General features: G+C 67.9%; 25 protein-coding genes and 1 pseudogene. 11 read left to right on the forward strand and 15 right to left on the reverse strand.

Annotated features, from left to right (window positions below; translation table 11 throughout):
- Positions 1–545: 545 nt before the first annotated feature.
- Positions 546–1,496 (forward strand): quinone oxidoreductase family protein, encoded by a 951-nt coding sequence (locus tag ACWD26_RS29905; protein ID WP_451275066.1) that lies wholly within the window; start codon positions 546–548, stop codon positions 1,494–1,496.
- A 141-nt stretch (positions 1,497–1,637) separates the two neighbouring features.
- Positions 1,638–2,396 carry an IclR family transcriptional regulator domain-containing protein gene (locus tag ACWD26_RS29910; RefSeq protein WP_451275112.1) on the forward strand — a complete coding sequence of 253 codons (759 nt, stop codon included), beginning with the start codon at positions 1,638–1,640 and terminating at the stop codon, positions 2,394–2,396.
- 211 nt (positions 2,397–2,607) lie between these two features.
- Here ACWD26_RS29910 and ACWD26_RS29915 read toward each other — a convergent pair whose 3' ends face one another.
- From ACWD26_RS29915 to ACWD26_RS29935, 5 genes and pseudogenes are all read right to left on the reverse strand, one after another.
- Positions 2,608–3,681 carry a DUF6744 family protein gene (locus tag ACWD26_RS29915; protein WP_451275067.1) on the reverse strand — a complete coding sequence of 358 codons (1,074 nt, stop codon included), beginning with the start codon at positions 3,679–3,681 and terminating at the stop codon, positions 2,608–2,610.
- 56 nt (positions 3,682–3,737) lie between these two features.
- Entirely contained in the window at positions 3,738–5,372 is a 1,635-nt protein-coding gene (locus ACWD26_RS29920; RefSeq protein ID WP_451275068.1) for a VWA domain-containing protein, read from the reverse strand.
- Positions 5,373–5,393: 21 nt separating this feature from the next.
- The gene (locus ACWD26_RS29925) at positions 5,394–6,599 is read right to left on the reverse strand and encodes an AAA family ATPase (protein WP_451275069.1); all 1,206 of its coding nucleotides are present in this window, start codon (positions 6,597–6,599) and stop codon (positions 5,394–5,396) included.
- A 254-nt stretch (positions 6,600–6,853) separates the two neighbouring features.
- Positions 6,854–7,414, reverse strand: coding sequence for a Ku protein (locus tag ACWD26_RS29930; protein ID WP_451275070.1), 561 nt, complete (start codon positions 7,412–7,414; stop codon positions 6,854–6,856).
- A pseudogene (locus tag ACWD26_RS29935) lies at positions 7,389–7,568 on the reverse strand (Ku protein); the annotation flags it as partial. The pseudogene ACWD26_RS29935 and the gene ACWD26_RS29930, both read right to left, overlap by 26 nt.
- A 132-nt stretch (positions 7,569–7,700) precedes the next feature.
- Between ACWD26_RS29935 and ACWD26_RS29940 the strand changes: the two are divergent.
- Together ACWD26_RS29940 and ACWD26_RS29945 are read left to right on the forward strand one after the other, a co-directional pair.
- A complete protein-coding gene (locus ACWD26_RS29940; RefSeq protein WP_451275071.1) occupies positions 7,701–8,744 on the forward strand; it encodes a DNA polymerase Y family protein in 1,044 nt (347 codons plus the stop codon).
- 151 nt (positions 8,745–8,895) lie between these two features.
- A complete protein-coding gene (locus ACWD26_RS29945; RefSeq protein ID WP_451275072.1) occupies positions 8,896–9,564 on the forward strand; it encodes a hypothetical protein in 669 nt (222 codons plus the stop codon).
- Between the two features lie 24 nt (positions 9,565–9,588).
- Here ACWD26_RS29945 and ACWD26_RS29950 read toward each other — a convergent pair whose 3' ends face one another.
- Positions 9,589–10,035, reverse strand: coding sequence for a hypothetical protein (locus ACWD26_RS29950; RefSeq protein ID WP_451275073.1), 447 nt, complete (start codon positions 10,033–10,035; stop codon positions 9,589–9,591).
- Positions 10,036–10,233: 198 nt separating this feature from the next.
- Entirely contained in the window at positions 10,234–10,686 is a 453-nt protein-coding gene (locus ACWD26_RS29955; protein ID WP_451275074.1) for a hypothetical protein, read from the reverse strand.
- 175 nt (positions 10,687–10,861) lie between these two features.
- Between ACWD26_RS29955 and ACWD26_RS29960 the strand changes: the two genes are divergently transcribed.
- The 4 genes from ACWD26_RS29960 to ACWD26_RS29975 all read left to right on the forward strand — a co-directional run bounded on the left by ACWD26_RS29960 (position 10,862) and on the right by ACWD26_RS29975 (position 13,185).
- Entirely contained in the window at positions 10,862–11,278 is a 417-nt protein-coding gene (locus ACWD26_RS29960) for a hypothetical protein (RefSeq protein ID WP_451275075.1), read from the forward strand.
- A 65-nt stretch (positions 11,279–11,343) separates the two neighbouring features.
- Complete coding sequence (locus tag ACWD26_RS29965) at positions 11,344–12,123, forward strand: hypothetical protein (protein WP_451275076.1); 780 nt, start codon at positions 11,344–11,346, stop codon at positions 12,121–12,123.
- Positions 12,124–12,218: 95 nt separating this feature from the next.
- On the forward strand, positions 12,219–12,752 hold the full coding sequence (locus tag ACWD26_RS29970) for a hypothetical protein (RefSeq protein ID WP_451275077.1): 534 nt from the start codon (positions 12,219–12,221) through the stop codon (positions 12,750–12,752).
- A gap of 175 nt (positions 12,753–12,927) precedes the next feature.
- Positions 12,928–13,185 (forward strand): hypothetical protein, encoded by a 258-nt coding sequence (locus ACWD26_RS29975; protein WP_451275078.1) that lies wholly within the window; start codon positions 12,928–12,930, stop codon positions 13,183–13,185.
- Positions 13,186–13,291: 106 nt separating this feature from the next.
- Here ACWD26_RS29975 and ACWD26_RS29980 read toward each other — a convergent pair whose 3' ends face one another.
- The 3 genes from ACWD26_RS29980 to ACWD26_RS29990 all read right to left on the reverse strand — a co-directional run bounded on the left by ACWD26_RS29980 (position 13,292) and on the right by ACWD26_RS29990 (position 14,909).
- Complete coding sequence (locus ACWD26_RS29980) at positions 13,292–13,660, reverse strand: hypothetical protein (protein WP_451275079.1); 369 nt, start codon at positions 13,658–13,660, stop codon at positions 13,292–13,294.
- A 256-nt stretch (positions 13,661–13,916) separates the two neighbouring features.
- Complete coding sequence (locus ACWD26_RS29985) at positions 13,917–14,528, reverse strand: hypothetical protein (protein WP_451275080.1); 612 nt, start codon at positions 14,526–14,528, stop codon at positions 13,917–13,919.
- A gap of 33 nt (positions 14,529–14,561) precedes the next feature.
- Positions 14,562–14,909 (reverse strand): hypothetical protein, encoded by a 348-nt coding sequence (locus ACWD26_RS29990; RefSeq protein WP_451275081.1) that lies wholly within the window; start codon positions 14,907–14,909, stop codon positions 14,562–14,564.
- A 165-nt stretch (positions 14,910–15,074) separates the two neighbouring features.
- Here ACWD26_RS29990 and ACWD26_RS29995 point away from each other — a divergent pair, with 165 nt between their 5' ends.
- The 3 genes from ACWD26_RS29995 to ACWD26_RS30005 all read left to right on the forward strand — a co-directional run bounded on the left by ACWD26_RS29995 (position 15,075) and on the right by ACWD26_RS30005 (position 17,590).
- Entirely contained in the window at positions 15,075–15,866 is a 792-nt protein-coding gene (locus tag ACWD26_RS29995; protein ID WP_451275082.1) for a hypothetical protein, read from the forward strand.
- 12 nt (positions 15,867–15,878) lie between these two features.
- Entirely contained in the window at positions 15,879–16,304 is a 426-nt protein-coding gene (locus ACWD26_RS30000; RefSeq protein WP_451275083.1) for a hypothetical protein, read from the forward strand.
- Between the two features lie 458 nt (positions 16,305–16,762).
- Positions 16,763–17,590 carry a hypothetical protein gene (locus tag ACWD26_RS30005; protein ID WP_451275084.1) on the forward strand — a complete coding sequence of 276 codons (828 nt, stop codon included), beginning with the start codon at positions 16,763–16,765 and terminating at the stop codon, positions 17,588–17,590.
- A gap of 221 nt (positions 17,591–17,811) precedes the next feature.
- Here the strand turns inward: ACWD26_RS30005 and ACWD26_RS30010 are convergent, their stop codons facing one another.
- From ACWD26_RS30010 to ACWD26_RS30030, 5 genes are all read right to left on the reverse strand, one after another.
- On the reverse strand, positions 17,812–18,351 hold the full coding sequence (locus tag ACWD26_RS30010; protein ID WP_451275085.1) for a hypothetical protein: 540 nt from the start codon (positions 18,349–18,351) through the stop codon (positions 17,812–17,814).
- A gap of 1 nt (position 18,352) precedes the next feature.
- Positions 18,353–19,009 carry a hypothetical protein gene (locus tag ACWD26_RS30015; RefSeq protein ID WP_451275086.1) on the reverse strand — a complete coding sequence of 219 codons (657 nt, stop codon included), beginning with the start codon at positions 19,007–19,009 and terminating at the stop codon, positions 18,353–18,355.
- 987 nt (positions 19,010–19,996) lie between these two features.
- Positions 19,997–21,379 carry a replicative DNA helicase gene (gene dnaB, locus ACWD26_RS30020; protein WP_451275087.1) on the reverse strand — a complete coding sequence of 461 codons (1,383 nt, stop codon included), beginning with the start codon at positions 21,377–21,379 and terminating at the stop codon, positions 19,997–19,999.
- An 81-nt stretch (positions 21,380–21,460) separates the two neighbouring features.
- Positions 21,461–22,471, reverse strand: a complete 1,011-nt coding sequence (locus tag ACWD26_RS30025) for a hypothetical protein (protein WP_451275088.1) — start codon at positions 22,469–22,471, stop codon at positions 21,461–21,463.
- A gap of 655 nt (positions 22,472–23,126) precedes the next feature.
- Entirely contained in the window at positions 23,127–23,942 is an 816-nt protein-coding gene (locus ACWD26_RS30030) for a GntR family transcriptional regulator (RefSeq protein ID WP_451275089.1), read from the reverse strand.
- Positions 23,943–24,183 lie beyond the last annotated feature (241 nt).

The following is a 24,183-nucleotide window of genomic DNA, read 5'->3' on the forward strand; positions in this document are numbered from 1 at the left end:
GGGTGCATCAAGCACTCAGGCCGGCAAGCACTGGAATGCGGGCGTTATGCAGTGGCGAACCGCTGCATGATCACGAGGCCTTCAGAGGAAGCAATTGGAGGGCGCGCAACCCGATAGCGGTCGTTGTATGTCGCGCCATCTGTGGCACCTGGTCGTTCATTGGTGTCCTCCACCCGTCCCCGTACGCCTCCGATGGCACTGCACCTGGTCGGCGAGCCGGCGAGCCGAGTCAAGGCCGCCGCCGACACCAACCTAGTGCCACCGTCCTCCCGTGCTGCCGACACCCGGCAGCAAGAGCTGCGGGTCACCGTCTGGCAAGGCGAGGCGCTGATCACTATGTCTGTCCGATTGCATTAACGCAAGCTGCAAATTCCGTTTCTCACCCTCCGAGAAGTTCAAGGTTAAACTTTCTTGTGGGGTGAGAAGCGAAGGTCGTTTCTCACTCAGTGAGAAACGTGTAGGGAGCAAGAGGCCCAGGTCAGGGCCCTACGGCTCATGGCATAGCCTGTCGCGGTACGCACTCGACCGACTTCGATAGGAGCACTGTGCGCGCCATCGTCATGAGGGAATTCGGCGGCCCTGAGGTTTTGCAGCTCGAAGATGTAAACGACCCCGAGCCCGGGCGCGGGCAAATCCTGCTCGATGTGAGACTTGCGGGCGTAAATTACGCCGATGTGCATGTTAGGGGCAATACGTACCTTGCGCCGGTTGACCTGCCGTACACCCCCGGCAACGAGGTCGTCGGCGTCACCCCGAACGGCAAACGCGTTGTGGCCCTGACACAGGGCGGCGGGTACGCGGAGAAGGTCGCCGTGCACCGCATGCTGAACTGGGAGATCCCGGACGACGTCACCGACGAGCAGGCAGTGCCGCTCGCCTTGCAGGGCAACAGCGCCTGGCACCTCCTCTTCACCGTCGCCCAGATCACTAAGGGAGAGAAGGTCGTCATCCCCGCGGCCGCCGGCGGCGTGGGGTCCCTGGCCGTCCAGCTCGCCCACCGTGCCGGAGCCACCGTGATCGCGCTCGCCAGCACCCCGGATAAGCGTGAGCTGGCCCTGGAACTCGGCGCCGCGGCCGCCGTCGACTCCTCCGACGAGGAGGGCCTGGCCGAGAGGATCCGTGAAGCGGCAGGCGGCGACGTTCAGGCCGCCCTGGAGATGACCGGCGGCGCGACCCTGCACGAGACACTCAACGCGCTGGCCCCGCGCGGACGGCTCGCCGTATACGGCTTCGCCAGCGGACGCCTCGCCGACGTGCCCGTGCACACCCTGCTGGAGAAGTCCATCAGGGCCGAGGGATTTTGGCTTCCGCGCCTGTACTCCGACCGGAACCTTCCCCTCAAGGCGTCCATGAAGTCGCTGTTCGACGCAGTCGGCAACGGATCGCTGAAGATCGTCAACGGCGGAACCTACCCGCTCGCCGACGCAGCAAAAGCACACAACGCGCTCAACTCCCGCACCGGTAGGGGCAAGTTCAGTCTGGATACCACGAAGTAATATTCAAGACACTGAACGTGCGCGGTGCATTGACCGGCGCCGCGTACGTGCGTGCCTCAGGAGGAGAGGCGCGGGTGCGAGCAAGGGGAACGGCTGATGAGTGGACAGCGAGGTAGTGGGACAAGCTACGCAGACCGCTTGATGCGAGTGCAGCAGGCATTCGTCACTCTGGGGCCCGGTGCCCACCGGCTGTCAGAGATCGCGAAGGTCGCTGAGCTGGATGACTCCACCACGGGCCGAATACTGACCGCCGGTACGTACAACAGCATCTTTATTCGCGTCGACCGGGGTCTGTACCAGCTCGGCACCGCCGTCGCCGATCTGGGATTCCACGCGCTCGCCGAAGACAACCTCACCGGCAGCGAGACCACGCGAGTCCTGCAAAGCCTCCGGACGGCCACCGGCAACGGCCTGGTCTTCCTCTACATGAGGGCGCCGTTCGGCGTAGCCGGCAGGCAGTGCCTGGACATGGCCGTCGGGGACTCGGACCTCAAGGAGCTGGGGATGACGCCGCGTGACGTCCTCTCGGTTACACGCTCCCTGCGGACCGGCGCTTCGGGCCGGACAATCCTCGCCTACCTTCCCGATGAGGTTCAGAAGCGAGTCGCCGAGGGCCCGGTCCCCGAAGAAGCCGGCCCCGGCGTCATCAGAGACGGCGACGAACTCCTTCACTCCCTCACTGAAATCCGGGACCAGGGGTACGCCCTGGGGTACCAGGAGTGCATGGCGGGGTGGAACTCCGTCGCGGCGCCGGTCATCTGGGACGGCGCGATCTGGGGCGCTGTCTTGCTGCTCAAGCCCATGGATGTCATGCCGGAAGCGCCTCAGCACTACATCTACGCCACCATCACCGCGGCGGCTCGGCTCAGCCGAATAGGCGGGGCCTGGCCCGGCGACTGACGTCCCCACAGGCCAGAGATCACAGATCGAAAAGGTGCGGCACCCACGGGGGGAGGTGCCGCACCTAGAACTACGACCATAGCGGTGCACCCCGTCGACGTGGGGCCCAATTCTCCGACTCGGCCGAGAAGCCCCCACGGGTGGGACACGCAGCGGCAGCACACTGCGGCCGATCCGCCCTGTGAGCAAGGGCCCGCAGAAGGCGCCCGGCTCAGTCGTCCTCACCGTCGCCTGCGACCAGCAGGCCGCCAAGCTGGACCTTGACGAGCTCCAAGGCTGCGCGCGTATCGTCCAGGGAAGTCGACAGCAGCATCGAGTGCTGGTTGGTCGCCTCCTGCACGGCAGCGAAGCGCTCGTAGAGCTTGGCCGCCTCATCGAACCGCTTCGCCCGCTGGGCGGCCGCGATGTCTTCGGCGAGCCTGTCCAGGTCGTCCTTGGCGCTGGTGGTGAAGGCCTTGATGACCATCTCCCTCATCTCATCCTGGTCGGGAAGCGGCACCCGCACGAAGCTGCTCTCCGAACCGAACCGATTTACGAGGTCGCGCAGGCCGCCCAAGGCTTCGGCGTGCTGCCGGTGGACGAAGTAGACGCCCCCGGTGGGGCGGACCTTGATGGCGCTGAGGTGCTCGACGTACTGCCTGATGACCGAGCGGAGCTTGTCGCTGGTCAGGTACGTGCAGCGGTGCCGATACCGGCTCTCGATGGCGGCCAGCATCTCCCGCACGGTCTTCTGCTCGGCTTCGGGCAGCTTCGCGATGGCGCTGTGGTTGGGCTCGATGGCCAGGTCGCCGGCGCCTTCAGCACTGCCTTCGGAGTGGTCACGGTGGAAGGTGCACACCGCCAGGTTCGTGTCGTACTTGAGCTTGGTCCGCTTCTCGTCGCGTACCTCACGCACGACGTGACGCACGATCTGCTCGCCGTCGCGGCGCACGTGCCGGACCATCAGCGTTGCGGAGGGCTCCAGCTCCCTGCGGCGGCGTCGGCTGGTACGGCTGGCCGGGCCGGTCGCGGTGGGATCGTCCAAGGGGTAGGTCACGCGGACGCCGTCCGGTCCTGTCACCCGCTCGAAGACGTCAGCTTGGCGCAGGGGAGGAGGCAGGAGGTCCTCGTCCAGGTCGAGCTCCCGGAACCAGGTCACCAGGTCGTCGCGGGTCACTCTGCCCTCGAAGATGGAGTAGAGCACCAGGTGGCCGAGCAGTGGCGCATCGCTGCTCACGTAGGAGTCGAAGACGGCGTCGCCGGTCTTGAGCTCAGGGGCGGGCGAGGGCGGTGGTGGGGTGGGCATGGCGACTCCAACGAAAACGGGCGTTTTACAGAAGGGCCGACGGTGCCGGCCGCCACTCAGATCAGGCGGAAGAGGTCGGCGACGGCACGCGGGTCGGTGAGGTCTCGGAGGTTGCGGAGGTTGTCGCACAGCGAGTCCAGGACCGACCCGGGCGCGGTCGCCGGACTCTCGCCAACGGCGATGCCGAAGGCGCGGTAGCCGAGTTGATGCTTGGCCTCTTGCCAGCGGCGCATCCACTCCTCACTGACGCCGCACTCGCCGTCAGTGATGAACACGATGTCGCCACGCGGTCGGCCCTCCGCGTTGAACTCGGCCTCCAGGACGTCGACGGCCGTGGACAGCGGCGCCTCGAAGTCCGTGCCGCCGCCGAAGAAGTCCTCGGCGAAGTCGATGACCTGGCCGATCGGGACTGGCCGGGAGGCAGGGAAGGAATGAACGCTGACCTGATCCCCCGAGGAGAACAGGATGCCGACGAAGTCCCGCTTGGCCTGCCGCGCCTGGTCAAGGAGGGCGAGCGCGCACGCCTTCGCCCAGGCCTCCTTAGTGATCCCGTCTGCCGTGCCGCTCACCGGGGACGCCATGGAGAACGAGCAGTCCACGCAGGCGATAATCGCGCCCTGCCCGGTCGGGGCATCGCCCCGGCTGTCGTACAGCATGAGCCGGGCTTCTGCGAACTTGGCCACGAAGACGGCACGCAGCGCAGGAGTGCCCAGCTGCGCGATCTCGGAGGGGACGACCCTGGACAGGTCGTCTCCGAGCGTGATCCCCACCAGCTCGCCGGGCGCGTGCTCGACCTTGCGGGCCCGTTCTCCAAAGGCCATCTGCCGGAAACGGCCGATCAGTTCGGCGAAGCGCCCGAGCCGGCCGGTACGAAGGCGCTCGGCGAGCGCGGCCCGTTCCTCGAACGACATCCGCTCCAGCTGTCCGGGCTCGACCCCCCAGGCCCGCATGAGGGCCTCTTCCTTCCGGGCCGCTTCGGCCGCCTGGGCAAGTGCGACGCGCACAGCGGTGCGCGTCCCGGGAGCGGCGGCCGCGAGCGCCTGGCGGGCCCGTTCCGCGGCTTGCTGAGCCTTTTGCTCGGCGTCTTCGGCCTGGCTGATGGCCTGGCGTACTGCGTCGGCCTCCGCGGGGGGCACGGTGCCGTCGTCGGCGGCGGCCGACGTGGCGTTCTGGAGGGCCTCGGCCACGGCCCGGGCCGTTTCCTCAGCCGCTTCCTGGGTTGCCTTCGCCTGCTGTGCTTCTTCGCTGGCGCGGCGGGACTGTTCGAGGATCCGGCGCAGGGCGGCCGCCTGGGCGAGGACGGCCATGGCAGCGGCGTACGGGTCGCCGGCTGTCTCGCGGTGCAGTTCCTCGAACTCCGGGCTGGTGATCATCGACGTGATGACTTGATGGTTGACCAGCCTGGAGGGATCCATCTCCTCGCGGCCGCGGACCTGGGGGGTGACCTTGTACGCGGACAGGAACACGTCGCGCAGAAGGTCTTCGGTGTGGTCGTACTGCTCGTTCAGGTCCTCGGCGAGCTCGCGCAGCGGTTGGGCCTGGTCGTACATCTCCCGCCACGCCATGGTGTCGAAGCGGTCTGCCACCACAGCTGATGTCGCCCTTGGAGGCGCGGAAGCGGCAGAGCTGAGACCGAGCCACTTCCCGGCCCGGCTCGCGAGGTCCTTCAGCTTACTCAGGGTTCTGCCCACGATCCCTTGGCACCCTTCTGCTCAGCGGCTGGCGTGGAGCACAGACGCATCGACACCCAGGGCCTCGGTGAGGATGCGGGAGTGGACGGCGCGCTGGCGGGCCAGGACACGCTCGATTGATGCCGTGGACCGGCCTTGTGCCTGTGCTGCCTCGCGGAGCTCCTCCAGCTTCTTGCCCGCCCGGCTGAGCTTGGTATTGGCCTCTTTGATCGCCCATGCGGACAGTTCCTCCCTGGACTGTCCTGCCTTGGCGTCGAGTTGGGCCTCAAGCTCTTCAATGGCGTCGGCCAGGTCGAGAGCGGCCCTGGCGTCGGGGTTGACCATCTGGAGTACTTCACGCTCGACGGTCGGGCGCTGAGCGGGGGAGTCCCACAGGACGTGGGTCAGTACCGCGAGGTCGCTCTCCCCGACGGCCGTACGCCCGTCCAGGAACGCGGATGCCTGAAGGAGCGTGACGGACTGGCGCCAACGGCGGTCGGAGGCGATCAGTTCCTGGCGACGCAGTGCGGCGCGCAGAGTGCACACGGCATCTACGATCGGCTCCGGAACCGTCACGGCCGGGACGGCAGTGGTCACCGCGTACTGGAGGTCCTTGAGCGAGACCGTGGTCCGTGCCGGGGGAGTGGACTGAGGGACGGCGGATCGGATCAGGGCGGCGAAGTTGGAGGGATCGGCGAGATAGCCGACCTCCACCCGGACGAGCAGACGGTCGTAGATGGCGGCGCTGTCCTCCCCGCTGGGCAGTTCGTTCGAGGCCGTGATGGCGCTGATGAGGGGGCAGTGGATGGGGTCGCCGCCGTTTTCCGGGTGGTAGATCCGTTCGTTGAGGAATCCGAGAGTTTCGTTCAGGGCCGCGGTCGAGCATTTGAAGATCTCGTCGATGAAGGCGATGTCGGCGGTGGTGGCTCTGCCTTCGTAGACCTGGCGGTACTCGCCCCGGCTGAGGGCTGCCACGTCGATCGGGCCGAACATCCGTGTGGGCACGGTGAACTTCGACAGCAGGATCTCCCACAACGTCGCACCCTCGATCCGGGCGGTCAGCTCCCTGGCCAGCTCCGACTTCGCGGTCCCCGGCGGCCCCAGCACCAAAGAGTGCTGGCGGGCCAGCATGGCGACGATCAGAGTCCGTACGACGTCCTCACGTTCGAGGAAGCGGTCGGAGAGTTCCTCAGTGATCGTGCGAAGACGCTTCGCTGTCGTAGCGCCGTCACCCGCTTCTGCCGCCATCGCCACTCCTCCACTCATGCGGGCCGACCAGCCCGCTGTCAGGCCCGATCAGCGTATCGGAGCAAAAACTAAAACGGACGTTTTCGCATCACCGCAGAGGCTGAATCGTGATGACGTGCCGACGGCCCGAAGCCACAACTGGTCAGGGTTCCTCGGCAGGCTCGCCCCGGCGGGAGCGGGCGGTGCGGACAGACTCCTGGAGTGCCGCCATGAGGTCGACGGGCTGCACCTGCCTGGGCCGTACGGAGGTCTGCTCAAAGACCCGGTCCTGCGTTTTGGCCTCGATGAGAGCAGCGAGCGCCTCGCCGTAGTGATCGACGAGGCCGGGGGATGTCGTCGATCGTGTCGACGCTACATGCGTCAATGAGTTCGAGCGCTTGAGCCAGCTCGGCCTCGTTGACATCAGCCGGGGCCGGGGCGACTCCAGAAGGCGGGCGGACCTCGTCCGCCCAGCGGAGGACGTTGACGACCAGTATGCCGTTGAGAGGGCGCAGCATGCCCAGCCGCTCACGGTCACCCTTGACCGCGAGCTTGACCACGCAGACCTGGGACCGGCGGGACAAGGCCTCAACGAGCAGCACGTACGGGCGGACTGCTGAAGGGGCGGGGCCAACGGCGAGGTAGTACGAGCTCTCCCCGATCTGGCGCGGGTCGATCGTGTCGGCGGGGAGGGTCCCGAGGAGCTCGATGGCGTGCGCGGTGGGCAGGGGGACGTTGTCGAGGTCGGCCCTCGGTGACCGGCACGATGCCGCCGGCGGGCGTCTCGTAACCGCGGCCGATGCCGTACTCGGGGACCTCGGCGCCGTCCAGGTCACAGTGCTTGCGGTAGCGGATGCGTCCCAGGCAGCCGTGGGCAGTGTGGACCAGGTGGAAGGGCGTCGTACGTGGCTGGGTGGCCCGGATCAGGCCGACGGGAACCGAGACGAGTCCGAACGTGATGTGGCCATTCCATATGACGGGCCCGGGCATGACGGCCTCCTCACACCCCCTGTGACCCCAGCTTTCATGCTAGGCCCCGGGTGGGTGCCGTCACGCCCAGGCGCTCCAGGGCGCTGGCATTTTCGAATTACGTTCGATTACTGTTTCGGTGGGAGGTGCCAAGTGGACGAGCGCGGGCGGGTCGAGCAGACGTCGGTCGTGATGCACGTGCGCTGCCCGATCGGGTTGCCGGAGCAGATGTACCGCGAGGTCTTGGAACTCCTTGCTGATCTTTCCCCCGTGGTTCAGGCAGTTCCGCCGGGAGCCGCGCTCGTCTCGCTGCGGGGCGCACTGCGCTATCACGGTGTCGGCGCGCGGAGGCTGGGGGAGGTGGCCCGAGTCCGCGCGCTGGCCCACCTGGGCGTCGACCTGAGGATCGGGATCGCACCGACGATCGCGACCGCCGCGACAGCTTCCGGGCAAGCCGACGAGGCGAGTGGCGTGGTGTTCGTCGAGGCGGACAAGGTGCAGGAGTGGCTGGGCCCGCTACCGGTCGAGGCTCTCTACGGGATCGGTAAGCAGCAGGCAGCTGTCCTTCATACGTACGGAGTGCACTGCGTGGGAGTGCTGGCGGCGGTGCCTGTCGCGACCGTCCAGCGACTTCTCGGCGGCCGCACGGGGCGGCTGGTCGCCGAGCGCGCCCGCGGCATTGACCCCCGCCCGGTCACCCCGAAGGCCCTGCCAGCCTCCGTCTCGGTGCGCCACAGCTTCGACCGCCACATGCTCGATGGCTTCCCCGTCCGCGCGGCGCTGCTGGACCTGGTCGTGCGGTTGGGCGCGCTGCTGCGCCAGCGAGACCAGGTCGCACAGGCCCTCAGCCTCCGGCTGGAGTTCGCCGGCGGCGCGGCGTGGTCACGGGCGCGGCGCCTGGCGGAAGCCTCCGCCCACGAGGACGACCTGCGGGTGACGACATACCGGCTGATGGACGCCGCAGCGCTGGAACGCGCGCGACTTGTGGCCCTGGTGCTGAGAGGAGAAGACCTGCTCGATGCCCAGCGGGTCGCCGAGCAGGTCTCCCTCGACGGCACCCGAGAAGCCCGGCTGAAGGTGGAGGAGGTCGTCGACTGCGCGCGTGCACGCTTCGGCCCCCAGGTGATGGTGGGGCCAGCCACGCTCCTGGGGAGGGCGTCGTATAGCCCCGTCGCTTCCGTCTCGGTGCAGCAATGATCGAGGTCTAGGTGGAGTTGCGACAGCACCGGCTCGCTCTCAGGGCGAGTGTGCCCGCGCTGGCCTACGCTCGCCCAACTTCGGCGATCAGCCGTAGAAGACCCTGCACACACGACATAGTTCTTCCGTGGCTACACCAAACCGTCTCGAAGTGCCCGCACGGCGCCGTCGTCACGCGCGACTGATCGCCACTCTCACCGACCTGATCGGCGATTGTGCAGCCGCTGCCAGTGCTGTGTACGGGCCGATCGCCGATGCCCCACCCGAGCAGGCCAACGTACCCGTGGACCTCTGGCCGCTCAACGCGCTCAGCCACTCCGCGAGCACTCGCCTGGACGCCGCGCGGGCCCAGGACGTCGCGCGCTGGCCGGCTGTCGTCGCTAAGGAGAAGGAGGACGACCAGCGGACCTTTGCCGCACGGTGCGCCACCGCTGAGGCCGAACAGGTCCTGCACGAGGCGGCGTTCGGTGACGCTTCAGACCGCCCACAGCCGCCCGGTGCGATCCCGCTGCCGACGGCGCCGCAGTCGGCAGCAATGGCGCTGGCGGGAGTCGGCGCGGACTTCCTCACGGAACTCCTGGACGACCCGGAGCAGGCGATCAGCCAGGTACGTGAAATGGCGGGCACCGGTGCGTTCACCGCGGATCAAATCCTTGACGAAGCGGCCGACACCGCCGTTCTGTCTGGGCTGCTGGCACTGCGGGAGGCACAGCGCGAGTCCGATCCGAGCACGGCGGCGGAGGGCTGCCTGGCCGCCTCCCGGCATTTCGCCCTGGCGGTCTCCGTTGTTTCCGCGGACGTGGACGAGGCCGCGCCTTAGCCGATTACCTGCCGCCGGGGACAGCTAGGCTGCCTTCGCGACGTCCAGGGGCTTGAGAGCGGCCTGTTTCAGGGCCTGCCGTGCCTCCACCACCTTCTCCGGGGAGCAGTGCTTCCGTACGGCTTCCCAATGCGGGGCACAGCTGACTTCGAGCGCCCTCTGCCGCACTTCGGCCCACAGCCGGGCGTACTCGGACCGCTGTTCGTCGGTCCAGCCAGCCGTCCCTGGACGGCTCGTCTCGCGCCACAGCCCCGTACCGGAGTCGTCCCATCCATCGTGAGGTTCGACGGCCCACGGCAAGCCAGGGGCCGTGGTGAAGGCATGGAGGGCGGTGTACGCAGCGGTCAGGGCGCGCTGCTTCATCACCAGGTCGGCCGGGAAGTTCAGGGGCTCGAAGGGCTCCGCCTCGGAGGCGGAGGAATCGTCGTTCTCGTCGGGAGCGGGCTGGGCTTCGGGGTTCGTGCTGGCCATGCTTCGGATGCTAGTTCGCGCCTCTGACATGCAGCTGCCGCACCCCGCTGCGCTGCTGGCGTGATCTCCATCGAGGAGATGTAGGTTCTCAGTCTTCTTGTCCGGCTGGACGGCTGTGAGCTGTGCGTTCGCAGCGTCTTCTCACTGTTCTGTCCGGGCGGATCTCTCACGGCCGTGTCCAATTCTTGGACAGGAGAGTCAGGGGTGACTGGCCTCAGACGCCAGTGCTGGAGCGTAGTGGCGCAAGAGTCGGGCGGCGGCGTCGGCAGTGCCCAACGCGAGATTTCCCTTGTACTCGACCGGCGTGTCCGGCACCGGCGAGAGGTAGATGTCGATGGGCTGGTCCGGATCGTCCTTGACCAGGGCGACAGTGATAGGAGACCACGGTGGCCCGTCCATGTGCTCCGGCACGACGCCGTAGTTGCGCAGCACATCGCCGCCCGGGCCGACCAAAAGCACGGCTGTCGCGCTGTATTCCGGGATACGACGAAGGAGTACGCCGGTTCCCAGTCCGCTCGTCAGTAGGGCAGCCAGTTCGGCGGTGTGTGGTGCGAGCGTTACCCCCTCGGCGGGTGGCGTACGCGGCGAGAGCTTGCCAGCCTCCAGCGCGAGCTCCTTGCGGCGACCGCGCAAGCGGATGGTCAGACCCATGAGCGCTCCTTCTTGCCGAATCCGGTTGGGGCGAGTCTTCCAGGTGTGGAGGGTGTCTACGCGGGAGCGATTCTCATCGATCTGTCGCAGACGACACGTTGACGACAGATCGATGAGAATCCGAAAGATCTACAGCGGCCCTACAGGAGAGCAGCAGGAGCCGTACGCTTGCGGAGTGTCGATGTACGAGGGGGTGCCCCCCGAAAAGCATGAGCAGTTAGACCAGTTCATGGTCGCCCACGCCAACACAGGGCGTGTCCTGGACGCACTGTGCGACTGGATCGAGGAGATGCCGGTCCGGCCGGACCTTTCCGCCGGTGAGATCGTCGCGCCCTCGTACGACTGGCTGAGCCAGCGCACGGGCCTGTCCGACGGGATGCTCGCGACGGCGCTCCTTGCGCTCTTCGCGTCAGGTGGGGTGCTGCCCCACCCCGAGCGTGCAGACGTCTGGTTACTCGCCGGCGAGGGCGAGATAGACGCGGACGCGGGGAGGGATCGGCTGTTCACCGTGCTGGACCTCATCACCAGGTCAGGGCATCACATCAACTTCCAGGCGAGCCGTCGGCGCACAGCCGGGGAGCCTGAGAACTAGCCAGAAGACGACGTCGGTGTCAGCGATTCGCTGACACCGCGACCGGGATGGCATCCTCCAGTGCCATGGCGACGATCGACTACGACGACCGGCACGAGCAGATCAGCGAGGCCGCGCGTGAACGGCTGCGCGAGAGGTACGCCCGCGGCCGCGGGTATCTCGATCCCGTGCGCGTCATGCTGGACGTACGGGCTGCGGCGCAGAAGGACGGCGCACACGGCACCGCAGAGGGCAGCACGGAGACCGCCCAGGACATCCTGGCCGCGCTCACGCTGATCAGGGACGCACGGTTCGACCTTGACCTCTTGGAGTACGACCTCATTCAGGCGGCGCGGTCCCATCGCGCCTCGTGGACCGAGATCGCCGACCACCTCGCCCTGAAAACCCGCCAGTCCGCTGAGACCCGATCCGTTCGCCTGGAGGCGGCGGTGCAGAGCCGCAAGGACCGTGACGTGGACCGGCAACGCGCGGAGCGAGCACGTCAGCGGAACGCTGACGCATGGTGCGGCGAGCACGCCCACCGGATTCGGACAGTCGCACACCGCCTGGCCGACGTCGCCGGATCCTGGCCGCAGATGCAGCCCGATGCCGCCCGCCGGCTGAGGGAACTGGCCGAGACGCAAGACCCCATCGCTCTGGTGGAGCGGCTGAACGAAGTGCGCTTCACCCTGGCGCCGTACGGACTGGAGCCGCCGGCCCCGGTCGGCTCCCGGGCCACCGAAGCCGCCGAGGCCCGCGACGCCGCGCTGACACTGCTCGATGAGCACCGTGCCGTCCGGACCGGCGCGCCCGGCATTCCCGCGCAGCCTGCTGTCAGCGAACCGCTGACAGCCGCTCAAAAATGAGACCTGGGTCACTGCCGTTGTGCCCAACGCTGGACTGTAGCGCCCGCGCACCACAGCCATGATCGGAGCCCGTGCCGCTGTGGAAGGGACCCGAGATGCCTGTGCTCCGCCAGATCACCACCTGCACCCAGCCTGCCACCCTGGTCGTTGTGCGCGCCGGCCGCCGCCGCGGCCGCGCCGTGGACTACCGGATGGCCATGTGCCGCCGTCACCGCTGGCTCGCGGAGCGCTGGGGCGGCCGCCGCAGCACGCCGGAGCCGGACGGCGGTCGCTGCGGCACGGTGGTGGACTACCGGGCCTACGACGAGGTGCTCCGCTCGCACTACGAGGAGTGGCTGCGCCCCATGGCCGGTTACGTCACCGAAGACCACGGTGACGACGTCGCGGCCGCGTTGCGCGCCGCACACGACTGGCTGGCCGGTGAGCACGTCGACGGGCCGGAACGGCCCCTGGTGCCTCCCGCGCGGTCCCTGATGCCGCTCGACGGCGTACGAGTGGCTCTGGACCAGGCGGCTCGGGCCGCCGAAGCCCTTGCCGCCGGGCTGGTGGAGGAACACCACGGCCAGGTCCAGGTGTTGGCGGCGCTCGCCGTCGCGGAGACCCTCGATGCGCTCGGACGAGGGGCATAGGCCGCGGGAATCAAAAACGGACGTTTTTGGGGCGGGATCGTGCCCGGAGGGCAACCCGGGGTCCCGGCCAGGAGTTGACAATGGGGGCCTCGCATCATGCTTCGGCCCAGCAAGTCGACCACGGCAATTCGGGAGTCACTCCGTGCCTACTACCTACCCCGTAACCCTTCCGCCGGTGCCCTCCGACCCGGAGACGGCCTGGAACGGCGAGCGTGTGGGGGACACCGTCTTTGATCGTCCTGACTACGGCTCGCCGACGGCCACGACCACCTTCGCGATCGACGCCGCCGGCACCGAGGAGGCTGAGCTGCGGGTGTTGGCCTGGATCGATCACAGCTACGAGGACGATCTGCGCGAGGCCACGGCCACCGCGGTGCGCGAGGTGAGCCCCGGCCGCTGGCATGTCTCCCTGCGGATCCTCGGTGAGTTCTGAGCGGGGAGGCCTCTGTCGGCCGGGTCGGGCGGCCTTGGACTTCTGGGTGCGTCAGCGGAACGCTGACACACCCAGAAGGGTTTTCGGGTCGCCCTCTTGCCGGGGGTCAGCCGGGTGCGTGCAGTGGGGTGTCGCCGGTGGTGACGGCGGTGGAGTCGTCCTGTGTGTCCTGCGGCAGCTCAGGGGTTCCAGGACCGGTCATCGCGACGTCCGGGCTGATCCGGAGCCGGTTCTCGGAACCGGTGTCGTCTGCGAGGAGGATGTCGAGGGTCTGTAGCCGCTGGACCGTTGCGGTGACGCTGGTGACGTCGAGGTGCGTGCGCTCGGCGATGGCCGAGGGGGTGAGGGCTTCGTCCCCCTGTGCGAGAAGGCACATGAGCACCGAGATGGCCGGGCCGTCCACGTGTTGCTGCGGCAGGCTCTCCAGGATCGGGGGCAGGATCCCGACCCAGTCCGGACGGCTTGCGTCGTTCATGCCCCACCAACTGCGTACGGGCCGGGAAGGACACGCTCTGTTTCCGCCAAGTGCTGGCACGGGGGCGGCCGTAGGGCTGTGGATCGGGTGCCGGTACGCGAACTGCCGCCTCAGAAGCCACAGGAGGCTCTGTGGGCGCTTCGTATGGCGTGGCGGGCGGTCTGGGGCGTGTGGCCCGTGATCGGCGGCGAGGGGGCGTCTGGGCCGGTGTTTCGGCCCGGTGTGGCCTGGTGGAGTGGTGTGGCCTGGACAGGTGTCAGGTGGGGGTGGTGCGTTCGCGGAGGGCCTGGCGGACGCGGTTGACGTCGGCGACGGGGATCATGCCGCGTTCGGGCAGTCCGGCGTCGCGCCAGGCCTGGACGGCGAGGCGGGTGTCGCCGCCGGCGTCGGCGGTGACCAGTTCGCGGGCGATGGTGAAGGAGAGGGCGCCTTCGCCGAGGTCGACGAGGCGGGCGACCATGCGGACGGTGCTGAAGTCGCCGCGCTGTTTTTTGCTGGCGGCGGTGGGCTCGTTGTAGCGGTAGACGAGGACCCAGCGGCCTTCGAGCTCGCGGGCGCGTTTGATCATGGCGTCGCCGCGTGCGGTGTCCTGCTGTTCGGTGCGGATGGTCTCCGCGGCGCCGCCGCTGTCGGGGCGGAGGGTGAGCACGCCGCGGCGGCTGGTGGGTTCGATCTCGACTTTCTCCAGGTAGGCGGCGAAGGGGCGGGTCTGGTCGAGGGCCTTGACGGCCTGGTCGACCTCGCGGGAGGTGAAGACGAGGTCGACGGCCAGCTGGTGGACGCGGCGCTGCCAGGCGGCTTCCTGGCCTTCGGGGCAGGGGCCGGCCGCCTGTGCGGCGGCGGCCACGAGGTGGGTGTAGTCGCTCACGCCGCCCATGATGGCGCGGCCCTGTGACAGCGTTCAGGCCCGGTGCTGGCGCCATCGGGCGAACAGGACACCGGCGCCGAGTCCGAGGACGGCCGCCAGGGGCAGGCCTAGGGGGCGGCCGAGGGGTTCGGCCCAGGAGAGCAGGAGGGCGTTGACGGCCCCGGCCGCCCAGGCGATCCAGGATGCGTGCCGCTGTTCGCGCAGAACGCGCCGGATGGCCATAACGGCGCCGGTGAGCAGGCCGACGGACAGCCACAGGGCCTTGTGGTGCTCGCCTGTGACGGCGACGAGGAGCGTGACGGCGGCCGCCGCGGCGCCGAGCCCTGAGGCCGTCCGCATGTCCTGCTCTGCATGGTCTTCCCGGCCCACGATTGCCCCCATGTGCCTGCGTTCCCTGGCGCACTGATCCTGTCAGACCGGCGGCGCAGCCGGCAGGGCCGCGCGGCGCTCTGACACTGACTCACTTGACCCGGGTAGTGCTGCGCCCCGCTCTTCAGCGCTGTCTAGTTATTAGACATGTCTATTTTCTAGACGCATAATGGTGGTGTGAGAACGGAACGAGAGAACGCGCTCGCCAAACTGCGCGAGTGGTCCGTCCCCGGCCGCCGTGCGGACCTGGCCCTTGCGGCCTGGAACGCGGGCGCCACTGTGGTGGAGATCGCCGAGGCCGCACGCGCCAAGAGCCGCCAGACCATCTACGACGACCTCAAGTCCCGGGGCATCGATCCCCGCGACCGGCCTAAGGAGAAGAACATCACCGCACCCATCACCGTCGAGGGCCTCAACGGCATCAACGACCTGGACGACAACGACAGCCCCGTCGCCAGGGCAGTCCTCCGCGCCCGCGACGACCTGGCTTCCCCGGAGCTCAACGCCGAGGCCAGGCGACTCATGACGCTGAGCCTCGCGGTGGGGCAGTACAACGATCTGCGCGCCCGGCTCGCCGAGGAGGAAGGGGCCCGTGCCGAGCGCAACCGGGCCCGGCACCTGGTCGACGTCCGGTGGGAGGCGCTGGCCGACCCGAACAGCAAGGGCAGCTGGCTGCACGGCCACCACGCCTACGTCATCGCCGTCGACAGCGCCCACCGCGCCATCGACGCGTGGAAGGCCGCCGCCGAACGCTTGCAGAGCACGGCTTCCTTCCATCGCGGAGAGGGGGACAACCTGATGGCCGACGCTTACGAGCAGTTCATCCTCCCCGCTGGTCACCCGCCGGTGAGCAAGCCCGATATCGATGCTGAGGCGGAGGCTGCCCGGTTGCACGAGGAGCTGGAGGCCGAGCACAACCGTCGCAAGGCGCTCGCTGCCGAGACCCTCGCCGTGGCCGGCCGGAACTGACAGGGGGACAGCATGTTCGACCGGTTCGCTATCGACGACGGCCGCCATCTGCCGGAGGTCGTCATCGATGAGGATGCGTCCACCGTCGCCGGTACGGCCCGCTTTCGGGCCACGTGTTCCTGCGGCCGGATGCCTCAACTGCCGGCGGGAACCCGTGAGGAGGCTCTGGTCGCACACCTCGCGCACGTCCAAACCAAGATCGGCCCGTCCAGGGGGCCGCAGTGGCTTCCCGTGGGTGCCCGTCTCATCATCCTGGCGGTGGCCATGCTGGTGATCTGGGGTGCCTGCTACGCCACCGGCGAGGTCATCGCTCACGGCCAGGACCTCACCGGCGCCATCGCCAAGACCGTTGTGGGCGGCTCACACCTCGTCGGTCTCGCCCTGGCGTTCGGTCTCATGGTCGGTGCCCGGCGCTACATCGCACCCACCCGCGCCTGACACCGCGCCAGCGAGAAGCGGCGTCCGAAGCCATAGGAGGTGGCTTCGGACGCCGTTTCGACTGTACGCGGAACCAACCTCGTGGCCCGGCTTCGGTCGCTGCCTGGTCTCAGCGCCGATCCAGCGCTCTGCTTTGTTTGGTCGCCGCGCGAAGCGCGTCCTTTCTGTCCCTTCGACGCACCCGCACTGGTCGACGGCGCCAGCTGGAGACGCAGAACATGGCGGCGGAGCCGCCTCCGCACTGCTGATTACAGCAAAAAGCGCCCCTCAGCCAGGGCGGGCTCGTGGGCCGCAGCGGGCCCGCCCTGGGTCCGTGCCGGATCGATTCGGACCGTGACGATACGGTTCGGTCCGTCCCGGACCACATGCGAGCAGCAGGGGAGGGAGGGGCTGGCCCGGGGCGCTTTTTGCTGTAATCAAGGTGGGGTGCTGCGGCGCTGCTGCGTACGCTGTCGGCTGTGACGAGCGCGCAGGAGACGATCGACGCCTACCTCGACGAGCTGACCGGCCGCGGATACGCCGCCGGAACCCGCCGCCTGCGCGAGCGCTACCTCACCGAATACCTCCAGCACGCCCTGACCACCGAAGGCGCCCCGCCGGACCTGAGCGCCGAGGAGCTGACGGAACCCGAGCGCGCCCATGCCTGGTACAACGACGCCCAGGCCGGCCTCACCCGCCAGCGCAACACCCTCCACGGCCCCCAGGCCGACGCCGCCCAGGCCACCCAGCGAAGCCGCGCCATCACCTACAACCTCTTCGCCGCCTGGCTCGCCCTGCCCCACCGACTCGAACTCCCGCCCGTCACCACCGGCGAACACCTCGACCCCGAAGACGCCCGCACCGTCATCCACAACCTCTCCGTACGCCGCCCCAACGGAGCCAACGCCGCCACCACCATCCGCACCGCCGCCCTCGCCGCCCTCGTCGCCACCACCGGCCGCACCGTCAGCGACCTCGCCCGCCTCGACACCGCCGACCTCCAACTCGACCGGCCCCAACCGCGGCTGCTCCTCGAAGACGGTCCCGTCCCCCTCGATGAGAAGACCGTCCGCATCGTCCGCCGCTGGCTCCGCCAACGCGCAGGCATCACCGCAGCCCTGGAAAGCGACACCGACCCCGGCTACCTCTGGATCCCCACCAAGCAAGGCCGCCCCCGCGCCGGCCACGAAACACCCCCACCCGGCGCCCGCCGCGCAGCCATCCGCACCCTCCACCACGCCCACCGCCGCCTCGTCTACAACCTCCTCGGCCGACCCCTACGCCCCGGAGCCCTCCGACCCACCTAGGTACATCGGCCCCTCAGAGAACCCGGGCTAGGGGGATGCCCTCCCGCGCGGTACAGGTACCGGCCGCCAAGATCATCCGGTTCCGGCATGTAGGCGACATGACTCAAGGGTCAAGATCGGATGGCGGAGTCCCCTCACGAGCTGTAGGCTCTACCCGAAACCTAGACACATTGAGGCCCCCGCCTTCTGGCGGGGGCCTCAATGGTTTGCATGGATGCGTCCTACTGGGACGGCTTACGACGGGAACGCCGCCGCGCGGTCGAGAGCTCCAGGACGTCAGCACTTGCCCCAGCAGGTGCCTTGTCGGCAGTCGGCGCGGGGGTCGCCCTGGTCCGTCCGAGACGCTTCGCCTTCTTCTCCCGCTCAGCTTCCGCCACGGCCGTGTCGTATCGGTCCTGGTAGTCATCGACGTCCAGGCGGTCATCGGCGTCGAGCATGCCGATGGCCTCCAAGTGCTCGGTGACGTTGCGGGCTCCACTGATCATGGGGTTGAGCTGGTACACACCCTTGGTCTGCCGGAAGACGAGCCGAGCGTGAATCAGCGCCTGAAGCCCTCGCCCCACCAGAGAGCGGTGGACCTCAAGCGCGTCGGCCAACTCATCCTCTGTGACGAGGCAGCGCCCCCCCGGCTCCTGCGTCCCCAGCAGCCTGAAGAGCACTCGATAGGCGATCCCCGGCATCGCGGGCATGTACGCGAAGCCGTTGAATGTGCCATACGTCAGCTCTGCCGGCTCAGGGTTCACAGCCGCTGCATTCCTCATCTCATGCCTCCGGCTTCTGCTTCTGCGCGCTCTTGCGCCTGCGCGTTCTCTTGGGCTCGGGGAACTTCGCGTTGGGAAGAGCCATACTCCTGAATTCCTCCGGTACGCCCTGGTCAACCACCAGCTCGTTCAGAAGGCTCAGTTGCTCGACTTGGACCTTGACCTGCTTCTTGGCGGCACCGCGGACAGGCTTCTCGATGACTCGGAAGCCACCACGGAGGGTCGCGGCGGGCTGAAGCTGGATCGTGCCCTTCTTGGGCGAGTACGCCAGGCCCAGGCGCTTCAGTTTGGTCTGCGCCCGGGAAACCTGAGCAGGGTCCATCTCCAACGCTTCCGCGATCTCGGTCTGCTTCAGCTCGACGTGACCGCCGACTTCCTGGCTGCCCATCATGTAGAGCAGCACGCACAGGGTGACGTTGTCATCCCGGAAGTAGCGTGCGGTCCACCGGAGGAACTCCAGACTGTCCTGAGCGAAGTACTTGCCGATGAACTCGCCAGCGGTGACGGGCGGCTGAACGTGGGCGGAGTGGCCCTGTGGAAGCTCGACCAGGTTCTTCCGTGGCCCGAGGGCACCGGCGTAAGGGCTTCTCGGGCTTGGCGCGCGAGGCGGTGAGGAACCAGGTGACCGGCGAGGGTCACCCTGGGGTTGGGCGGACATGGCGCGATGTGCTCCTCAAGATCGAAACCTAGACGTGGAGCACAGTAGTGATTGCGCACATAGATAGCAACGACGCGACCTATGTGCGCGTTGCGCGTGTCCTTGCATGACTTGGGAGTCAACTCCCGGAGCGAGTCGCGACATTGCGCAGATAAGTCGCAGTAGTGGCGCTCAAGTTGTCTGCATCGACAATCAAGCACCCGCCCAACTTGCCCCCCACGTCATGGTCGACTATCCCTCATGAGCCTCTGACCAGCAACGATCTACGACCCAGTACATCTCTAAACGTGCGGGCCGTCTATGGCTGACGTCCATCCGCGCTCGACGTTCGTGGACTCCTGGGGTTCTCGGCGAGTCCCCGGCCAGTGCCAATGGGGACCTTTCGGACTCCTGGACGTCGGACTTCCTCGTGACCTGTACCTTGCGAACCATCGCCTACTGGGGCTGTGTGGGAGCAAGTGCCCATCCCACCCGTGCCCCACTACTACCCGCCTTGGACCTCAGCCCACGAAAGCCAGCCACAGCGCACCGTCATCCGACCTTCCAGGCGCGCGTATGTCTCCAGCAACCCTGTTCCGGTCTTAGCCACGCCATTCACTAGGTCATCAGCCCCTGTCGACGTGACGTCCCGAGTAGGTGCTCAACTTCAGCCGGCCGACTCGGGGTGAGGCGCTTGCGCCGAGTCCAGGTGCGGGTCCAGCGCCGCAGCGCTGGCGGGGGTCCCGGGGGCTGGCCCCCGGGTATCGCGCCTTGGCGCGATGCACCTCCCCATAGTGGTCGGCGGCTACGGTGGCCGGTTTACGTGGCAGGCCGTCGGCCGGGATGCGGGCAGAGCATGGTCCTGAACAGAAGCTGGCTACGACGGGGTTCCTCGGGGGCTTGTGCCGGATTCGGGCATATCCGCCGCCGGTACTGGCTAGAATTCAAGACGGTGCCCCGACCATCTTGGTCAGGGCACCGTCGAGGGCCGCTTGGGTCAGTTTGGCCTCACGTCTGCGCCATGTTGACGAAGCGGGAGTAGTGACCCTGGAAGGCCACTGTGATCGTGGCCGTGGGTCCATTGCGGTGCTTGCCGACGATCAGGTCCGCCTCGCCCGCACGCGGAGACTCTTTCTCGTATGCGTCCTCCCGGTGCAGGAGGATCACCATGTCCGCGTCCTGTTCGAGGGAGCCCGATTCACGCAGGTCGGAGACCATCGGCTTCTTGTCGGTGCGCTGCTCGGGACCGCGGTTGAGCTGGGAGAGCGCCACGACCGGCACCTCCAGCTCCTTGGCCATGAGCTTGAAACTGCGGGAGATGTCGGAGACTTCCTGCTGACGGCTCTCTGGGCGGCGGCCGCCGCCGTACTGCACCAGCTGCGTGTAGTCGATGACGACGAGGTCAAGTTCGCCGCGCTCCTTGAGCCGGCGGGACTTGGCCCGGATGGTCATGGCGGTGAGCTCCGGGGAGTCGTCGAGGTAGAGCGGGGCGTTCGCGATCTCTTGCTGAGCCTTCCCCAGCCGCGTCCATTCCTCCTCATCGAGATCACCTGAGCGGATGTGGTGCAGAGCAACCGATCCCTGAGCAGACAGCAGTCGGTGGTGGAGTTCCTCGCGGCCCATCTCCAGCGAGAAGACCGCCGCCGCCCGGCCGTACTTGATGGCCGCTGCTCGGGCGAAGTCCAGGCCGACCGTGCTCTTACCCATCGCGGGACGGCCCGCGACGATGATCAACTGGCCGTCCTGAAGACCCTGGGTGAGTGCGTCAAGGTCGGTAAAGCCAGTGGGTACGCCGGTGAGCTCGCCCTTCTTGCGCTTGCCCGCGGCCTCGATTCGGTCGAGCGTGGTGTCGAGACCGTGCTGGGCCGGCAGAAGCGACTCGTCGGCGCGCTGCTGCGCCACGGCGAAGATCTCGCGGGAGGCTTCTTCGACCAGGTCCGCCGCATCGGCCTGCCGCTGGTAGCCGCTCTGGACGATGCGCGTACCGGCCTCGATCAGGCGCCGGGTGACCGCCGTCTCGGCAACGATCTCCGCGTAGAACTGGGCGTTGGCCGCCGTGGGCACGGCCTGGACGAGTTCATGCAGGTATGAAGCGCCGCCGACCTTCGCAAGGTCGCCGGACTTCTGGAGGGTCTCCGTGAGGGTCACCGGGTCTACCGGTTCGCCCTTGCCGTACATGTCGACGATCGCAAGGAAGATCGTCTCGTGCGCCGGCTTGTAGAAGTCCCGGGCGTTGACCAACTGGATGACGTCGCCGATGGCTTCCTTGGACAGCTGGCAGCCGCCCAGTACGCACCGCTCCGCAGCTATGTCATGCGGAGGGACACGGTCGAAGCCGTCGGTGTGGCGGGTGTGGTCGTGCTCGGCACCACTGAAAGTGGCTACGCTCAAGGTGCTACTCCGTCTCTGGGGTAGGTCGCGGCGGCCGGGCCGGGCAAGGTTTCCGGCCGCCGCGTGTGCTTTGAGGTCTGGTCAGGACGCCATCACGGGCGCGGTGCGGCAGTCGCACGGCCCGGCAGGCAGGAAGGTCTGCGGGTCCTCAGCCACACCACTCCCGTGGCACTTCGGGCAGTCCGGCGAGGGAGCAACCAGCTGAGGAGCGGTCTCGGCAGCGTCGGGCAGATTCTTGAGGAGCTTGCGGTAGACCGCACCCAGGGCGAACACCCGGCTGGGGTCGCACCGCTTCACCAGGTGGGCCCTAAGGGCGGTCAGCGTCCAACCGGCACCAACGGCGTCGAGTACAAGCGGCACCAGGTCGAGTGCGTCGGCCCGACTGGGATGCCCCGGCAACGAGGCGATCATGGCCATCGCCTCGTTCCGGCGTTCCTCGTCACCGGCCCGCGCGGAGCCGCTGCGGGCAGCGGGCACCGCGCCCTTCTTGGGCGCAGCCATCTCTCTCTCGGACCCACCTTGGCCCCCGCGACGGGAGGAGAGAGAGATGGTGTTCTGAGAAGTGATCTTCTTATGCGGCAGATTCCCCGTACGCGGTTCCTCCGCCTGCGGAAAATCGCATGACGGTGCTGACCTGCTGTTTTGCGCTGCCTCCTCCGTGGTGCGATTTTCGAATGACGGTGCTGAGCTGGGGTTTTGCGGCTGGCCCTCGACAGGGGACGGGAGAGTGATGGTCAGGCCGTCCGGCATGTCGGTGATGAAGTACTCGGTCTGTCCGAACGAGCCCTTCTTGGCGTTGGGCCGGTCAGCGGTCGGACCGTCGAGCCGGTCCTGGCGCCGAACCAGGTAGCCGAACTTCTCCAGCTCGTTCAGGCCGGTCCGTACGGCAGCGACGCCGTCGGTGGAGCAGGCGACGACGGACTCGATGGACAGGCCATAGCCGTCCCTGTGAGTGGAGATCAGGCCGAAGATCCCCTTGGCCTTGAAGCTCATCCGAGGGTCGCGGAAGACGGCGTTGTGGATCTGGGTGAACTGCTGCTCGAAGACGTCCGCGGCCATCGGGCCGCGGCGGATGAAGCCGTTGCCACTCATCGGCCCACCCCCAGCCCCAGAGGCCGGGCGGGCGGGGGCGGAGCGGCGGACGGTGGTGGTTGGTGGTGCGGGCACTGCACGGAGGCATTCCCCCTTCGGGCGAGCGAAGGGAGCTCCAAGCGCCAGATGACATCTCCACGTGACCGGACTGGCATCAGCTAGACCGGTCAGTACGTCATACTCTTGGCGGCGGTCGGCGTGGTTGCACACGCCGGCTGGAGCACCCTCAGCGTTTTGGTTGGGTTCCGATCACTGGTGGTGCGTTGACTCGGGCGAGAGTCCGTGGGTGGCCGTCCCTTCGCGAAAAGGGGCGGCCACGGTCATGTCAGGGGAGAGGCCGAGGCAGACGGCCGGTACCGGTCGTGCTGGTGATCTTTCGGCCGTTCACCGGTGGCGTGGGCCGCTTGTCGGTGCGGCGGTCGCGCTGAAACCCGTACGCTGCTCATGAGCGCACCTCCCCGTCGTTGAGTCAGGTGTGCGTCCGCGTTCCGGGCGGCCACCCGGGCGACGGACCAACAGGCCCCTCGGGGGCCTGTTTGGTTTCCGGGAGGAATACTCCTCCCTCAGCCGTCTATCCGACCACACGCACCGTAACGGGTGTGTCGCAGGGTCGACGACGTCATTCTTCGCTGGTGCAGACACGCCTGACGGCAGGTCAGCCCACGTCGAAGGACTGCGGAGCGGGCGCGAAAGGTTCCACCGGCCAGCGGGCCGACGCGTCGCGCCGCAACTTCGTGGCATACCGCACCCGTGCACCGGGGATCACGACGGCCGTGATCTCCACGGGACGGTTGGTCTTGGCGGAGACGCCGACGGTGTACTGCCGCCAGACCGGCAACTTCCGAGAGACCTGGAGCAGTTGGGCCTCTTCGGCCGTCGGCATGTCGATTTGCAGGAACCGGTCCCAGGACAGCGGGCCGTGGCCAGCACCGTGCTCAATCACCTCCAAGTAGCCTCCCGGGCCGGTGTCGTGCTCCGCCAACTCCGGCGCCGACTCCTCCAGCTCCGGGCGTAGCCAGGTGTCAGCGAGCTGGAACGGCGGCTCCCCGGGCGGCGAAGACACCCTGCGACGCCGCAGCACCTGCGAGCCCGGCTCGATGTCGGCGAACAGCTCGGCGATGTCGTCCGGCACCGGCAGGCGGTCGACCTGCTCACGACCATGCAGGACCCAGGCCCCAGGGGCCGAGGCGACCACCGGGAACACGTAGCCCCCGCCACGGGGGCGACGTACCACATCCCGTACGGTGCGGCGCTCCACCGGCTGCAACACGAGATAGCCGGCCTTCTTCACCGCCCTGAGCAAGCCCCATCGCTCAAGCAGCTCGATGGCGCCGCCGACCGTCACCTTGGACACGCCGAACTCCTGGACCAGGTCATCGGTGCGGGGCAGCGTGCTCCCCGGTGGGAAGTCCTTGTCCTCCCCGATGCGCTCGGCCAGCGCGGCCGCGATCTCTTCGCTCTTCGTCGCCACCCGGGCGTCTCCCTCGTAATCGGCACACACGCGTGCACATCTATATCGCACCTGTTCCCTTCCACTCGTCGGGGCTGCGGAACAATCCTAGCACTGCCCTTCTTGCGGTCGGATGAGTACTAGGACAGTTGACGGAATAAGGAGGGTGTGGAAGATTAATCCCAGCGCAGAACGGCGGCTCGCCGCTCCGCGTGACCCGGTCATTGCTGCCTATACGCAGCGCGGCCCCCGGGCGTGTGCA

Source organism: Streptomyces sp. NPDC002787 (assembly GCF_053592095.1).